Source organism: Sphingomonas sp. P4_D12 (assembly GCF_056401895.1).
The window spans coordinates 70,594-85,618 of sequence record NZ_JBFUIL010000002.1 but is presented as its reverse complement, the minus strand read 5'-3'; the positions used below and the strand labels follow the sequence as shown (position 1 = coordinate 85,618).

The 15,025-nt window shown below is 64.0% G+C and carries 17 protein-coding genes; 7 read left to right on the top strand and 10 right to left on the bottom strand.

Going from position 1 to position 15,025, the window contains the following annotated elements; all coding sequences use genetic code 11:
* Window positions 1–333: 333 nt before the first annotated feature.
* Window positions 334–1,392, top strand: a complete 1,059-nt coding sequence (locus AC1DSD_RS03075) for a ParB/RepB/Spo0J family partition protein (RefSeq protein WP_478028412.1) — start codon at window positions 334–336, stop codon at window positions 1,390–1,392.
* Here AC1DSD_RS03075 and AC1DSD_RS03070 read toward each other — a convergent pair.
* The gene (locus tag AC1DSD_RS03070; protein ID WP_478028410.1) at window positions 1,389–2,516 is read right to left on the bottom strand and encodes a GNAT family N-acetyltransferase; all 1,128 of its coding nucleotides are present in this window, start codon (window positions 2,514–2,516) and stop codon (window positions 1,389–1,391) included. The two genes, AC1DSD_RS03075 and AC1DSD_RS03070, sit on opposite strands and share 4 nt — an antisense overlap.
* A gap of 135 nt (window positions 2,517–2,651) precedes the next feature.
* Between AC1DSD_RS03070 and AC1DSD_RS03065 the strand changes: the two genes are divergently transcribed.
* Window positions 2,652–3,110 (top strand): DUF2721 domain-containing protein, encoded by a 459-nt coding sequence (locus AC1DSD_RS03065; protein WP_478028408.1) that lies wholly within the window; start codon window positions 2,652–2,654, stop codon window positions 3,108–3,110.
* Here the strand turns inward: AC1DSD_RS03065 and AC1DSD_RS03060 are convergent.
* Window positions 3,107–4,690, bottom strand: a complete 1,584-nt coding sequence (locus AC1DSD_RS03060) for an amidase (RefSeq protein ID WP_478028406.1) — start codon at window positions 4,688–4,690, stop codon at window positions 3,107–3,109. The two genes, AC1DSD_RS03065 and AC1DSD_RS03060, sit on opposite strands and share 4 nt — an antisense overlap.
* 80 nt (window positions 4,691–4,770) lie before the next feature.
* On the opposite strand from AC1DSD_RS03060, the gene AC1DSD_RS03055 reads away from it, so the two are divergent.
* A complete protein-coding gene (locus AC1DSD_RS03055; RefSeq protein ID WP_478028404.1) occupies window positions 4,771–6,228 on the top strand; it encodes a flavin-containing monooxygenase in 1,458 nt (485 codons plus the stop codon).
* A gap of 33 nt (window positions 6,229–6,261) precedes the next feature.
* Here the strand turns inward: AC1DSD_RS03055 and AC1DSD_RS03050 are convergent, their stop codons facing one another.
* From AC1DSD_RS03050 to AC1DSD_RS03035, 4 genes are all read right to left on the bottom strand, one after another.
* On the bottom strand, window positions 6,262–6,597 hold the full coding sequence (locus AC1DSD_RS03050; RefSeq protein WP_478028402.1) for a hypothetical protein: 336 nt from the start codon (window positions 6,595–6,597) through the stop codon (window positions 6,262–6,264).
* Window positions 6,598–6,973: 376 nt separating this feature from the next.
* Window positions 6,974–7,249, bottom strand: coding sequence for a DUF3175 domain-containing protein (locus AC1DSD_RS03045; protein ID WP_478029012.1), 276 nt, complete (start codon window positions 7,247–7,249; stop codon window positions 6,974–6,976).
* Between the two features lie 3 nt (window positions 7,250–7,252).
* Complete coding sequence (locus tag AC1DSD_RS03040; RefSeq protein ID WP_157082174.1) at window positions 7,253–7,402, bottom strand: hypothetical protein; 150 nt, start codon at window positions 7,400–7,402, stop codon at window positions 7,253–7,255.
* 100 nt (window positions 7,403–7,502) lie between these two features.
* Entirely contained in the window at window positions 7,503–8,039 is a 537-nt protein-coding gene (locus AC1DSD_RS03035; RefSeq protein WP_478028400.1) for a hypothetical protein, read from the bottom strand.
* 115 nt (window positions 8,040–8,154) lie between these two features.
* Here AC1DSD_RS03035 and AC1DSD_RS03030 point away from each other — a divergent pair, with 115 nt between their 5' ends.
* Entirely contained in the window at window positions 8,155–8,523 is a 369-nt protein-coding gene (locus AC1DSD_RS03030; RefSeq protein WP_478028399.1) for a PRC-barrel domain-containing protein, read from the top strand.
* Window position 8,524: 1 nt separating this feature from the next.
* Here the strand turns inward: AC1DSD_RS03030 and AC1DSD_RS03025 are convergent, their stop codons facing one another.
* Together AC1DSD_RS03025 and uvrB are read right to left on the bottom strand one after the other, a co-directional pair.
* Complete coding sequence (locus AC1DSD_RS03025; protein ID WP_478028398.1) at window positions 8,525–9,250, bottom strand: hypothetical protein; 726 nt, start codon at window positions 9,248–9,250, stop codon at window positions 8,525–8,527.
* A gap of 341 nt (window positions 9,251–9,591) precedes the next feature.
* Window positions 9,592–11,787 carry an excinuclease ABC subunit UvrB gene (uvrB, locus tag AC1DSD_RS03020; RefSeq protein WP_478028396.1) on the bottom strand — a complete coding sequence of 732 codons (2,196 nt, stop codon included), beginning with the start codon at window positions 11,785–11,787 and terminating at the stop codon, window positions 9,592–9,594.
* Window positions 11,788–11,870: 83 nt separating this feature from the next.
* Here uvrB and AC1DSD_RS03015 point away from each other — a divergent pair, with 83 nt between their 5' ends.
* Window positions 11,871–12,413 (top strand): DUF3617 domain-containing protein, encoded by a 543-nt coding sequence (locus AC1DSD_RS03015; RefSeq protein WP_478028394.1) that lies wholly within the window; start codon window positions 11,871–11,873, stop codon window positions 12,411–12,413.
* Window positions 12,414–12,481: 68 nt separating this feature from the next.
* On the opposite strand, the gene AC1DSD_RS03010 is transcribed toward AC1DSD_RS03015, so the two are convergent.
* Window positions 12,482–12,940, bottom strand: coding sequence for a hypothetical protein (locus AC1DSD_RS03010; protein WP_478028392.1), 459 nt, complete (start codon window positions 12,938–12,940; stop codon window positions 12,482–12,484).
* Between the two features lie 77 nt (window positions 12,941–13,017).
* The gene (locus AC1DSD_RS03005; RefSeq protein ID WP_478028391.1) at window positions 13,018–14,175 is read right to left on the bottom strand and encodes an MBL fold metallo-hydrolase; all 1,158 of its coding nucleotides are present in this window, start codon (window positions 14,173–14,175) and stop codon (window positions 13,018–13,020) included.
* Window positions 14,176–14,275: 100 nt separating this feature from the next.
* Between AC1DSD_RS03005 and AC1DSD_RS03000 the strand changes: the two genes are divergently transcribed.
* Window positions 14,276–14,518, top strand: coding sequence for a helix-turn-helix transcriptional regulator (locus tag AC1DSD_RS03000; protein ID WP_478028389.1), 243 nt, complete (start codon window positions 14,276–14,278; stop codon window positions 14,516–14,518).
* A complete protein-coding gene (locus AC1DSD_RS02995; RefSeq protein ID WP_478028387.1) occupies window positions 14,515–15,024 on the top strand; it encodes a hypothetical protein in 510 nt (169 codons plus the stop codon). The genes AC1DSD_RS03000 and AC1DSD_RS02995 overlap by 4 nt, the downstream gene beginning before the upstream one ends.
* Window position 15,025: the final 1 nt, after the last annotated feature.

The window sequence follows — 15,025 nt, the reverse complement described above, 5'->3', positions numbered from 1 at the left end:
CCAGTCCGCAGTCGGCCCAATATCTGCCGTTGCCACTTAGGCCCTTTTGGCGAAAGTGACATGGCTTGGGGAGCGGTATTCGTAGGGCGTGCGTGGCGGTACACGATTACCCCAGTTTACTCTCGAGCGTGATTGCTACGTGATTGCTAAGCCACTTCCCAAGCCGCAGAGTCGTGGGATGACCTAATTTTTATCACACATATTCAAAAGATTATTCCAAGCCTCAGAGTGGCATATTCTAAAATCTGGTATTTCCGCTATTTACGGGTCTGACAATCGCCGGCCGACCGGAACGCTGGCGGCGGCGTCAAACCCGGACTATCGTAGCGCGCAATGACCGAGCGTCGCGACAAGCCCAGCTTTGCCAACCTGTTCAACCGCGCCCGCGCTGAGGCGGAGGGGACGGCGGCCGTTCCCCCGGCACCGCCCGCTGAACCGATGCCCTCCCAGTCGGCAGAAGCACCACCGCCAGTCGCACCCCGCCGCCGCGACGAATGGGCGTATGAAGCAATGCAATTCCTGGTCGACCCGGCACGCGTGCGTATCTGGCCGGGCAATGCGCGCATCTATGACGACCTCAATCCCGACAATTGCCGCGACCTGATCCAGTCGATCGCGACCGAAGGGATGCAGAAGGTCGCCGCGGTCGTGCGGCCGGTGTTCGACGACGCACTGTACGAATATGAAGTGATCGCCGGCACGCGGCGCCATTTCGCGGTGTCGTATCTGCGTGCGACCAGTATGCCGTCGCTGCGCTTCCTGATCCAGGTCGAGATCCTCGACGACGAGGCCGCCTTCCGCCTTGCCGATCTGGAGAACCGCGCGCGCAAGGACGTGTCCGACATCGAACGCGCGCGCAATTACGCGGCCGCGCTGCACGATCATTATGACGGCCATCTGACCCGGATGGCGGAGCGGCTGGCGCTGTCCAAATCCTGGCTGTCCAAGATGATCCGGGTATCGGCGCTGCCCGATCAGCTGCTCGCGGCGTTCGGGTCGCCGAGCGATCTCCATCTAAAGCCGGCCTATACGCTAGCGCAGAAGCTCGACGGGCCGGCCGGGCCGGTGATCATGGCGACCGCGATCCAGATCGCCCGCGCGCAAATGGCCCGCCGTACGGACGGTCTGGCGCCCTACCCCGCAGCGGAAGTGCTGCGGCAGCTGAACGACGCGTCGAGCCCCCCGCCCGAACAATCCGCCGAACTGCGCGGCCCCACCGGCCGGTTGGCGATGAGCGCGAATGCCAACAAGAACACCTTGACCGTGAAGCTGCACGCCGGCTCTGGCGTCACGCGCAAGGCGATCGCCGAAGCTGTGCGCGCCGCGCTCGATGCCGCCGAAGCGAAGGGTTTCTCGCTCGGCCTGTCGTCACCGAACGACGAGAGCGATTAGTCGTTGGTGCCAGTCGGCCTGGACGACTGATCCGGCGACTGTCCGCTCCGCCGCCACATCCCCTGAAGCACGCGGCCGAGCATCGATGGCGCACCGGGCCGGAGCAATAACCAGTCGCGGATGACCGGCCCCGGTTCGGCGCCGATCGTGCTCTTGTAACCGCTGTCGCCCGCGCCCCAATCGACCTTGGTCATACCCTGCTGCAGCGCCCGGACGAGATTGCGATAATAGAGGAGCCTGCCCGGCGAATGTTTGGCAAAGGCCGGATCATAGCTGTTGGCGATGGCGTATTTGAGCGTGCCCAGATTGAGGTCGAACGAAAAGGCGGCCGGAACCCCATCGACCGTCAACAGCGCCGCCGACATCATCTCGGCGATCACCGGATCGGCGGCGGCCTGGCGCCAGAACGCGCCATGGCCACGCTTGGTGAATTTGGCGTCGCTGCCATCGGTACGCGCGGCGATCCAGCTCTTCTGTTCGACCGTGGCAAGCTGGTCGAATCCGCCTCCCGCGAGATCTCCGCCGCTCAGGAAACGCCAGTCGAGCGCGCCATGATCCGCCAGATGCTTTTCGTGGAAGCGGTTCTTCTTGAGCGTCGATGCGCGCGGCCACGCCCCCTGGCGTTGCGCAGCGGCCATGTCGAGCAGATAGGAATCGGCCACGAAGCGGTCGAGCACGACCCAGCGTCGCCGCCTCGCCGCCGTGATCAGCCCGCTAACCGCAGGGTCGCCATCATAGGAGGGCCCGATGCGCAGGCCGTTGACCTCTTGCCCCAGTCGATCGACCAGCACGTCGAACGCGCCGTCCGATGCGTCGGCGCAAGCGGGGAAGCCGCGAAACGGCCAATAGCAACCGGGGATCGCGGCTAGCCTCGCGGCCTCGGGTCCGAGTCCGGCCAGCGGCAGCGCAATGACCGGATAGCCGTCGCGTTCGACGATCAAGGTCCGCGCGCGACCACCATAAGCGGCAATCGCTGCGGCGAACCATTGGTAACGGAGGAATCGGTATCCCTCGTCCGCTTGCTCCGCGACCGCGTCGATCAACGCCGACAGTCCGTCGAACGCAGTGGCGCGCATCGCGGGGGGCAGGCGGGTGAATTCGCTGAGCAACATCGGCTTGGTCATGGCGGCCGGCTATACCGGTCAGCTGTTACCAAGCCGTTTTTGGCGAAAAAGACATGGCTCGCGACCCTTTGGTGCAGGCGATCGCACACTCCTATCGCTTCCCTAATCGCCGTCAGCCCGTCATGATGCCCCGCGATGCAGCCCAATACCGTCTCGACGATCGCCCAGACCATCCAGCTGTCGCTGTCGCCGGTGTTCATGCTGACCGGTATCGGCGCCTTGCTCAACGTGCTGGTCGGCCGGATGGCGCGCGTGGTCGACCGGGTGCGCGACCTCGAGAAGCTCCATCCTTTATCCAGCGGTCCGGATCGCGACCGCTATGTCTCGGAACTGCGGATCCTCGACCGCCGCATCAGGGTGATCAATTTCGGGCTGTTCCTGGCAGTATCGAGCGCAGTGATGACGTGTCTGGTCGTCGCGCAATTGTTCGTTGCCGAACTGATTGGGCTGCGCATCGCGACGATCGTCGCCCTCACCTTCACGCTTGCGATGCTGCTATTGATCGCGGCGCTCGTCAGCTTCATCGTCGAGGTCCGCACCTCGCTGCTGGCGGTCAAGGTGCGTGAGGAGTTGCTCGAAGAGCGGCAGGGCTAGCGCTTACCCTCCACCCCGGCTCCCGCATCAGCCGTCGGCGCATAGGACGGCGCGACCCGCGCCTTCGATGCTTGCTCATAGACATAACCGGCTTCGAGCAGCTTGCCATCGCTATAGGCCGGGCCGATGAACGACAGTCCGGTCGGCAGACCTCGCACCAGTCCCATCGGTACGGTCAGATTGGGATAGCCCGAAATCGCCGGCAGCTCGGACGAACTCGGTCCGTTATACTGGTCGCCATAGATCGGATCGCTCAACCAGGCCGGGCCATAAGTCGGCTGCACCAGGATCGTCGCGTCAGCCTGTTTGAGCATGCCGTCGATCGCCGCTTTGGCGAGGCCGAACGATTTGTCGCGCTGCGCCTGATAGGTCGGCTCGCCCGTCCCCTTGGACTTCGCCGCCATCTCGAAAATCTCCTGCGCGAAATAGGGCATTTCGGCATCGGCATTAGCGGTGTCGAACGCGATCACGTCGTCGATCGTCCGCGTCTTCACGCTGGGCGGCGTCGAGGCGAGATATTTGTCGAGGTCGGTCTTCAGCTCGAACTTGAACACGTCGAACTCGGCGTCGGCCATGCCGTCGGTCTTGGCCCGCTGGACATCGACCAGCACCGCGCCCTGCGCCTTGAGCACCGCCAACGCCTGATCGAAGCGCGCAGCAACCAGCGGCGACATGTCGGGGCGGTAGACCGCGATCCGCGCTCCCTTGAGTGATGCGGCGGCCAGTCCGGCGGTGAAGTCCTTGCGGTATTTTCCCGCATCCTTGGTCGCCGGATCGGCCGGGTCGCTGCCGATCATCGCCGAGAACAAGATCGCGACGTCGCTGACACTGCGCGCCATCGGCCCCGGCGTGTCCTGGCTATGGCTAATCGGCACGACATAAGTGCGGCTGACCAGCCCGAGCGTCGGCTTCAGCCCGACCAGTCCGTTGATCGATGAGGGGCAGACCACTGATCCGTCGGTCTCCGTTCCCAGCCCCGCCGCGGCGAAACTCGCTGCCACGGCCGCGCCCGTCCCACTCGACGAACCGCAGGCGGTGCGATCGAGACCATAGGGATTGCGCACCAGTCCGCCGATCCCGCTCCACCCGCTCATCGCCTTGGTCGAGCGGATATTGGCCCATTCGCTGAGATTGGTCTTGCCCAGGATAACCGCGCCCTGCGCCCGCAGCAGCGCGATGACCGGTGCGTCACGATGGGTCAGATTGTCCTTGAGCGCCAGGCTGCCAGCGGTGGTCGGAACGGGATCCTTGGTTTCGATATTGTCCTTGATCAGGATCGGGATGCCGTCGAGCGGGCCAAGCAGCTTCTTCGCCTTGCGCCGCGCGTCGCTCGCCTTGGCTTGTGCAAGCGCATCGGGATTGATCGCGACGATCGCGCGCAACGCCGGACCTTTGCGGTCCATCGCCCCGATACGATCGAGATAGGCGCGCGTGATGTCGGCGCTGGTGTCCTGTCCCTTATCCATGCGCGATCGCAATTGATCGATCGAGACCTCGGTAACGGCATGTTGCGCCGGCACACCCTGCGCGATCGCGGGCAACGGTGTGGCGAGCAGGATCAGAGCGGCGAAGCGACGCATGGCGGTCCCCTTTTATGGCGCGCCTTCATCGTCCAACTCCTCCCCTTCGACAAGCGGGATGCGCACGTTATGCTATCGTCATGACTGCCCCGCTCGAAACCCAGGCGATCATCATCGGTGCCGGCATGTCGGGGCTGCTGGCGGCGATCCGGATGAAGCAGGCCGGGGTCGATTTCGCCGTCCTCGAAAAGAGCCTGGAGGTCGGCGGAACCTGGCTCGACAATTGCTATCCGGGCTCCGGCTGCGACGTGCCGAGCCACCTCTACAGCTACAGTTTTGCCGGCAATCCGCATTGGTCGCAGCTGTTCGCGCGCCAGCCGGAGATTCTCGACTATTTCCGTGACCAGGCGAATCGTTTCCAGCTGCGGCCGCATCTTTGCCTGGGCGTCGAGGTCGCGAGCGCCGATTGGGATGAGGCGGGCACGCGATGGACGGTAACGTCGATCGACGGCAATCGCTGGCGTGCCCCGGTGCTGATCGTCGCAACCGGCCAACTCAACCGCCCACGTACCCCCGATCTGCCGGGTCGCGAGAGCTTTGCCGGCGCGCAGATCCACACCGCACGCTGGCATGCCGATGCACCGATCGCCGGCAAGCGTGTCGGGGTGATCGGCACCGGCGCCAGCGCGATCCAGATCGTACCCGAAATCGCGGAGGAAGCCGCACATCTCACCGTGTTCCAACGATCGCCGCATTGGGTCATTCCCCGCATGGACGCGCCGATCGCACCAATGGTGAAGCGGCTCTTCGCGAGCGTCCCGTTGCTGAGAAAGGCGTTTCGCGCGTTGATCTGGCGACGGCTGGAGGCGACTCACCCGGCGATCGCCGAGCCGGGCGGCGCCAAGGCGCGCGAGATGGAGAAGATGGCGCTAGACTATCTCGCCGCGACCATTGCCGACCGCGATTTGCGCCAGGCGCTGACTCCCGATTTCCCGATCGGCTGTAAGCGCACGCTCGTGTCCGACGATTATTATCCGGCGCTCGTGCGCGACAATGTCACGCTCGAAACGCGCGCGATCGACCGGATCGAACCGGCCGGCGTGCGGCTTACCGACGGCACACTGATCGAGCTCGATACGATCGTCTGGGCAACCGGGTTCGAAACGCACGGCTTCGTCGCGCCGATCGCGATCAACGGGCCGGACGGGAGTCTGGCACAGGCCTGGGCGAACGGCGCCAGCGCCTATCGCGGCACCACCGTCGCCGGCTTCCCCAACCTGTTCCTGCTCTATGGCCCCAACACCAATCTCGGGCACAATTCGATCATCTTCATGGTCGAACGCCAGATGGAATATGCGCTGCCGGCCATCCTCAAGCTGGCGCGCGGCGATGCACGCCGGATCGCGGTCACGCCCGATGCGCACCACGCCTATAACCTGACGTTGCAGGCGCGGCTGGCCACCACATCCTGGGCAGCCGGGTGCGGCAGCTGGTACAAGACCGATGACGGCGTGATGCCCAACAACTGGGCCGGCAACACCGCCGAATTCGCGCGGATGATGAAGCGTTTCGATACCGAAGCGTACGAGATCGCCTGACCGTCGGGCCGGCTCAAGCGGCCGGCGCAGGCTTCAGCCTGACGTGTAGCCCAGCGCGTCGAAGGTGCGCTGCAGCCACCAGAAGCTCAGCCCGGAAATCACGACCACCGCAACCATCAGGCCCCAGCCGATCATGGTCAGTTTTCGGTTCGCGGCGTCGCGATAGCTCCAGCGCGCGCCGCCGATCAGGAAGAACAAGCCGAATACCAGCAAGGCGGGGACCAGCACGAAGATCTTGAGCGAATAACGGACTTCGGCGGCATGCGCCTGCGCGGCCTGTAACGGCTGCCAGATACCCCACCAGCCGAAACCGACAAAGGCAATCAGGCAGAGCAGCCCGCCCAGGCGATATTTCACATCCGCGGTCATGACGTCCCCGTTTTTGCCGTTCGATAGGCTATAAATGAAAAGAGGCTGCCGGGGATTCCCATCCCCGGCAACCTCCTAACATGGTCAGCGGCCGGAAGCTCCAGCCCGGAGGACCATGCGGACCGCTATTCCTGTGACCCTAAGCGTTGATTGAGGGAGGATACCCCCCGCAAAGGATCGGCGGACTTAGCGGCGCGTCCCCCGAACGAACTGAACCGACCCCATTGCTGAACCATGAGACATCGGATCACCTCCTTTCGCTTGTTGAAACACCGTGACCAACACTGGCCACGACCTCAATGTGAATCGTACGGACTCGTAATTCAAGTCTTGTAATGTTCGAGAAAATCGACGATTCTCTCCCGCCTGTTGCTTGTTAGCGCCCGAACGCGGCGCGGAGCTCTTCTTTTGCCTTTTCCAGCACCTTTTTCTGTTTCGCCGGCAGGTCCTTGCCCGCGCGGTTGATATAGAAAGTCAGCATCGACATCGCCGATTGGAACGGCGCCCCCTTGCGGCGACGACTGAGCTCGGCGGCGCGCTTGAGCGACAAGGCGATCGATTTCGGATCGTCGCGTGTGAAAACGTCCTTCTCGAGATCGAGCGCATCCGAATGCTCGGTGACGTCCTGCGACCATTTCTTTGCGGCCGTCATCACTCAATGCCGCTTGAAATATTGCACTTCGCGCTCGTGCTTCTCGGCGCCCTCACGCGTGTCGAATGTGCCGAGGTTGCGGCGCTTGTGCGTCTTGGGGTCGACCTTGCGCGAATAGAGCCGGTATTCGCCCGATTTGAGCTTGCGGATCATGTGTCATCTCCTCGCGATCGGAGCATCGCGCGGAAAAGTGGGAACCGGTTTTCCGCACCAGCGATGCGACAACAAGGGCACAACGTGCGAGGCGACGAACTTATCCCCGGCAATCCTCGATCACGCGGCCGAGTTCGGCATAAGGCGGCACGACCAAAGGCGCGGCGCCGGCGCGATCGACGACGAACCGCCCGCGGCTGAAGACCATCGCGTCGAGCATCGCATCGCTCGGTGCGAACTGGCTGGCGACATAACCGGCATCGCCGCCGGTCGCGCGCAGCGGGATCGAGCGCGTCAGCGTCGTCGTGCGGATCGTCGCCGCGTCGCCGGCCCCCTGGACCGAAAGATACATCGCCCCCCGCGTACGATCGCAGCGCAGGGTGAGCAGCGCATCGGCGCCGACCGGGCCGAACAAGGCGATCGAACCCACGCCATCCTTTCGATAGGCCCAGTCGCCCGGCGTGAACGGCCATTGGTTCCAGTCGGACGCGAGCGGCGGCGTGACGACCGGGGGCGGGCTCGGCTGCGCCACGGGCGGCGGCGCGGGCCGCGCGACCGGCGGCGGCGCGGGCGGCGGGACGCAGCCCGCGAGCAAGAGGGCGGCAGACGTTGCGACGGCGGCGAACTTGTAGCGCATCGTCCGACCATGACCGCGAGCGCTGCGCGCCTCAACCCCAAAGCGCCATTCGGGCGTGGATCGGCGACGTACGTCGCGCTACGATCGTTTCGCATTCAACCGCGAAAGGGCAAAAGTGGCCGAAACGAGCATCCAGCCGCTGGTGGCGGCGACCTTGGACACGACAATGAAGGTCCGGGGCCGGGACGGCGGCAAGACGATCGGTACGCTCCACGCGTTCATGGTGCACAAAAGATCGGGCCGGGCGATGTACGCGGTGCTGAGCCTTGGCGGTTTCCTGGGCGTCGGCAAACACTTCTACGCAGTGCCGATCCAGCTGCTCGCCTATGATCTCGCCGCCGATGCTTATGTCGCCAGCGTCGAACCTAAGACCCTGGAGGGCGGCCCCAATTGGTCGGGCGCAGCACCCGATTTCGACCAGGCCTATGCCGACCGACTGGCGAGTTACTATGGAGCGGACAAGCAGGATCTGACGGTCGGCTAGCTCAGCCGGTCAGGCTTTTTGCAAAGGCCTGCCAGGCCGGCGTCATGTTGAGCACGATGCGCACCACCTGCATCGCGAGGAAAAACGCGCCACCCCATTTGGTTGCCGTGTGCAGCCTGCCCAATGTGCGCAAATCGTAGGCGACCAGTGCAAGCAACAGGACGTCGGTCAGGATCATGCCGCCTAATGGGGGCGTCAGCGACAAATGGGTGAAACGGGTCACGCGCGCGAGCGGCGTCGTGAGAATAGCGAGCGTCCCCAGCAGCATCAGCCGTTTGTGCCAAGCGGAACGCTTGCGCATCGCCACGGCCCAGGCGGTCAGAACGGCGAAGGTCAGGATCGCCCCCAGCGGAAAGATCAGTGGAGGTCCCTGGGGAGGCAAATGCGCGGCAGCGGTGACCTGTTTGGTTATGATCGCCGTCGCGATCCCCAGCGGCACCATCGCCACCGCGACCAGCACCGCCACCGGCCCGACGATACGATGCACGTCGGCGCGCCCGGCGGAGATCAGACCGGTCTGAACCAGATAGAGCAGCATCCAGAGGGTGAAGACCACGCCATGGACATGAACAAGCAGTGACAGCCGCGGACCGCCAAATACGCCGGAGAGATAATAAGATGGCGCAAAGCCCGCGAAGGTCAGGACGATCATCGCCCCCGCCATGCCGAGAAAGAAGCGGCGCTCCCTGCTCAACCGCTCGTTAACACGCCCCGCGACCGTCGCCATGCCGATCTCCCTTTATTGCCGGGAAAGTCAGCCGCTGGAGCGGGAGAACGATAGGATAGAAACGACGTCGGGCGCTGTTCAACGCGAATTTGGCGTCTGCAAGCGGAATTCAGCCGGGCCAGGTCAGCCGCATTGCCCGCGTGGTAGAGCCGAACGGGGTAATCACGCCGCTCCGACAATGCCGGCCTTGCGCCGGCATCCACCGGACCTCCGACCCAGAAGGCGAGCCTTCAGTAGGAATCGTGAGGATCGGAACGGCTGCACGATAGACCCCGGCACAAGGCCGGGGTGACGGTTGGAAGAAGGGCATGACCCTATTACGCGGTCTTCGGCGCCCAGCTCTACCGCCGACTCCCGCTCCCGAATTTCTTCTGCACTTTCCCGTAGCGCGTCTTGCGCGTGCCCGGCTTGCCCTCGTTCGAGCGGCCCATCACCGGTGGCAACACGCGATCGTCGGCAGGCAGCCCGAGTTCCTCGGCTTCGAGTGCGCGGATTTCGTCGCGCAGGCGCCCGGCTTCCTCGAACTCGAGGTCGGACGCGGCCTTGCGCATCTTCTTTTCGAGTTCTTCGATATAGGCGCGCAGATTGTGCCCGACCATGTGCGGGCGGTCGTCGTCGATCGGGACGGTGACCTGATCCTTCGACGCGACGTGCGCGATGATGTCGCCGATATTGCGCTTGATCGTGGTCGGCGTGATGCCGTGTTCGAGATTATACGCTTCCTGCTTCTCGCGGCGGCGATTGGTCTCGTTGAGCGCGCGTTCCATGCTGCCGGTCATGCGATCGGCATAGAGGATCACCCGCCCCTCGACATTGCGCGCGGCGCGGCCGATCGTCTGGATCAGTGAGGTTTCCGAGCGCAGGAAACCTTCCTTGTCGGCGTCGAGGATCGCGACCAAGCCACACTCCGGAATATCGAGGCCTTCGCGAAGCAGGTTGATGCCTATCAGCACGTCGTAAACACCAAGCCTAAGATCACGGATCAGCTCGATTCTCTCCAGCGTCTCGACGTCCGAATGCATGTAGCGGACCTTGACCCCCGCCTCGTGCATATATTCGGTCAGGTCCTCGGCCATGCGCTTGGTCAGCGTGGTGATCAGCGTGCGATAGCCCATCGCCGTGGTCTTGTTGCACTCCTGGATGACGTCCTGGACCTGCTCCTCGACCGGGCGGATCTCGACCGGCGGGTCGATCAGGCCGGTCGGGCGGATGACCTGTTCGGCGAACACGCCGCCGGTCTGCTCCATCTCCCAGCCGCCGGGAGTCGCCGAGACATAAGTGGTCTGCGGGCGCATCGCGTCCCATTCGTTGAACCTGAGCGGCCGGTTGTCGATGCACGACGGCAGACGAAAGCCATATTCGGCAAGCGTGATCTTCCGCCGATGGTCGCCCCGCGCCATGCCGTTGATCTGGCCGATCGTCTGATGGCTCTCGTCCACGAAGAGCAGTGCGTTCTCGGGTAGATATTCGAACAGCGTGGGTGGCGGCTCGCCCGGCAGGCGGCCAGTCAGGAAGCGCGAATAATTCTCGATTCCGGCACAAGATCCCGTTGCCGCAATCATTTCCAGGTCGAAATTGGTACGCTGTTCGAGCCGCTGCGCCTCGAGCAACTTGCCTTCGATCTGCAATTCCTTGAGCCGCTCGGCCAGCTCGTGCTTGATCGCTTCCATCGCCTGCTTCAGCGTCGGCCCGGGCGTCACATAGTGCGAATTGGCGAACACGCGGACGTAATTCAGGCTCGCCACCTTCTTGCCGGTCAGCGGGTCGAACTCGGTGATGTCCTCGATATCGTCGCCGAAGAACGACACGCGCCAGGCGGTGTCCTCATAATGCGACGGGAAGATTTCCAGCGTGTCGCCCTTCACCCGGAAATTGCCGCGCTGGAACGCCGCGTCGTTGCGCTTGTACTGGAGCGCGACCAGCTTGCGCACGATCTCGCGCTGATCGACCGTCTGGCCTTTCTTGAGGTCGAAGATCATCGCCGAATAGGTTTCGACCGAGCCGATACCGTAGAGGCAGCTGACCGAGGCGACGATGATCACGTCGTCGCGCTCGAGCAGCGACCGCGTCGCCGAATGGCGCATGCGATCGATCGATTCGTTCACCGAGCTTTCCTTCTCGATGTACGTGTCCGACCGCGGCACGTACGCCTCGGGCTGGTAATAATCGTAGTAGCTGACGAAATATTCGACCGCATTGTCGGGGAAGAAGCTCTTGAACTCGCCATAGAGCTGCGCGGCGAGGATCTTGTTGGGCGCGAGGATCAGCGCCGGCCGCTGCAGCGTTTCGATCACCTTGGCCATGGTGAAGGTCTTGCCCGACCCCGTCACGCCCAGCAGCACTTGATCGCGCTCGCCGGCCAGCGCCGCTTCGGTCAATTCCTTGATCGCGCCCGGCTGGTCGCCTGACGGTTCGTAGTCGCTGACCAGCTTGAACGCCTTACCACCCTCGACCTTTTCCGGTCGCTCTGGACGGTGGGGGACGAAGGACTGACCGGTTTCGGGTTCAGCCAGGCTGGTGCGAATCTGGATTGCCATAGTTCGCGAATATGGTGACTTTAGCGCCCACCCGCAACAAAGCGGGAACGGTCGCGCCGAAATCCACCATGGAGAGAGAAAAGATGCGCACCACCACCCTGATCGTCGCCACCGCCGCGCTCGCGCTGGCCGCTTGCGGAGAGAAAACCAGCTCGACGACGATCACCACCAATTCGGAGACCGGTACCGTCACCACGACCGGCGACGCGCTGCCGACCGCAGCCTCGTTGAAGATGCAGCCGGGCAAGTGGGAGACCACGATCACGACGCTCGAAACCAAGACCAGTGGCCTGCCCGCAGGAATGCCGGCGGGCATGACACCCCCTAAACCTGCGCCACAGACGATCACCGCGTGCGTCACCCCCGACATGGCGACCAAGGGTCCGGGTGAGATGCTCAAGAACGCAAAGGTCGACTGCACGATCAAGAGCAGCACCTTCACCGGCGGCAAGATCGCGTCAGAGGCGTCGTGCAAGCTGCCCAACGGTACCATGACAGTGAACACGGCGGGATCGTACAGCCCGACTGAAGTCTCATATGATACCGAAAGCACGATCAGCGCCGGGCCAGTCAATGCGACGACCAAGACGCACACCGTCTCCCGTCGTGTAGGAGAATGCAGCTGATCTGATCGCACTACTCGTGACGGCGCGATTTTCTGCGTCGTCACGGGCCGCGAGCCGGTGGTGAAACGCTAATCCGTGCGCCGATACGCCACACGCCACATCACCACGGCGATACCGGCCGACATGATGCCCATGACCAAGGCGGTGGCGATGCCGCTCGCCCAGCGGAACAGCAAGGTACGCGCGTCCATCGCGGGCATTTCGACCAGGCCGTAAATCCAGGTCTGCCCGCCCAGGAACACGACGAAGCCGATCGCGGCGCCGAGCAGCGCTGCGCTGATCGGCCCGCGGCGACCCGCGGCGTGGAGCAGCATCCAGGGAAAGGCGGCAAGCGCAGTGACGGCGAGCGCGGTCAGCACCGATCCGATGACCAAAGCGATAGCCAGCGTGCCGATCGCGAAGGCGCCGCCGAACAGCATCAGCAGCACGGCGATCGCGCCGCCCATCAGCCCACCCGCGCCGATCGCCAGCCCAATGCGATCGAGCGACGTTTCGTAGCGGCGTCGTTGCGCCATTGTTCGGGACATTGCGACACCCCCTCCCCGGCGCTTCATAGCATCGGGCGCGACCGACCCCAAGCGGTCACGCGACCCATTGCGGTACATCAGCGCAGCGCCGCAACCGCCGGAGTGTCGAGACAGCGCAACAGGTTATCGCGGATGACCGGCGGACGCGCAGGCTGCGGCGCAAAGGCGGGCACGTCCATCGTCCGGCCGATCCGCACCGCGGAGAATCCGCGTTGTCCAGTACACGCCTCCGCCGCCGCCAGCAGCCGCGGCGGCGTGTCCCAGCCTTCATAGGACAGGCGGAACGTTCCCCAATGGATCGCGATCGCCTGTGCCGCGCCGAGCCGACGATAGACCTCAACCGCGTCGACCGGGCCGACATGGCTGCCTGCTGCCATCTGCCCGGCAGTGAAGCGGAACGCGCCGATCGGGATGAGCGCGAGCCGGATCGGACCGTAGGACGCCGCCTGGTCCGCCCATTTGAGATCGCCCGCGCCGGTATCGCCGGCGAAGAACAGATTGCCGCCTGGCAGTCGCACAACGAACCCCGACCAGAGCGCACGATTGCGATCGGCGAACCAGCGGCTGTCCCAATGATGGCCGCGATTGACGACCACGCTCACGCCCGGCCGGACCGCGATCTGGCCACCCCAATCGAGCGCGCGCGCGGGCACGCCGGCCTGGCCGATCACACTGTCATTGCCCAGGCTGGTGACGATCAGCGGATGGTCGCGGTTCCACAGCTTTTTGAGCGTCGCCAGGTCCATGTGATCATAATGATCGTGACTGACCAGCACGAGGTCGATCTTGGGCAGGTCCGCGAACCGGATGCCCGGCTCGGCGACGCGGGTCGGCCCGATCCCGAACGGCCCCGCGCTCTTGCTCCACACCGGATCGGTCAGGATGTTGAGCCCCTGTGTCTGCACCAGCACCGTCGCATGTCCGACCCAGGTCGCGAGCATCCGACCGCCATCGACACGTGCCGGGGGTTTGGCCGGCGTCACCGCGACGCGATCCGGCCAGATGGGGCGATTGTCGCGAGCGGTCACGTAGCGCAGCAGCGTGCCGGTGCCGCCCGGCGGCGACAGCGCATCATCTGCGCCGTCGGGATTGATGAAACGCTCGCCATCGAAATGATCGCTCGCCGGCCCGCGATAGTAACGCGCGTCGAGGAAGTCGGGGACGATCGTGATCGCCAGGCACAAGAGCACGACCAGCCAAAGCAGCCCGGCACCGACACGTTTCACCCACCGCATCCGCGCCCTCTATCCTATGCGGCGCGCCGAACAAGCCCTATTGACTCCTTCGACATTTCGTTGTGTAAACACAACATATAATCGCGAGAACACACTAATTATGCTCTATAACCGCATTGCCTTATTCCGGGCCGAACACGGTATCTCGCGCAAGGCGCTAGCCGAAGCCGTCGGCGTAAACCCGCAGACGATCGGCTATCTCGAGCGTGGCGACTACAAGCCCAGCCTCGAGCTCGCGATGAAGATCGCCGCCCAGTTCGACGTCTCGATCGAGCATCTGTTTTCCTTCACCCCCTTCGAGCCCGTGGCGGCAGTCCTGCGCCGGGCGGGAGATACCGCATGACGAGCAAACCCTTTACCCAGCGCCTCGACGACATCGCCAACCGCACGGGCATTCCGGCTCTGGCAAAGGGACCGCCGCGGCGGCGGCCGTTGCGAGGATTGGCGCTCATCTCACTCGCGCTCGGAACGGCGGGGATGGCGACCGCCCTGTTCGGCGGCCGCATCCTATTGATCGGCGATGGAATATTATTGGCGGGCTTCGTGCTGTCTGGCTGGCTGCCGCTCATGGGCCCGATCAAGCCGTGGATGTCGTTCACCGAGCGCGTCGACGAACTGGACGCGGAGATCCGTGCCAAGGCGTATTTGACCGCACTGCCGGTTATTCTGTTTTTCGCCGTGTGCGGGCTGGTCGGCCTGCCGATCCTGGCATGGGTTCAGCAGCGCCCGCCGGCCGAAATGGTCGCGTTGGGCGGATTCGCCGCGATGTATCTGTTGATCCTGTGGAATGCGATCCCGACGCTTCATGCAAGCTGGCGACGGCCGCCAGCCGAGGACCTGGAGGACTAGA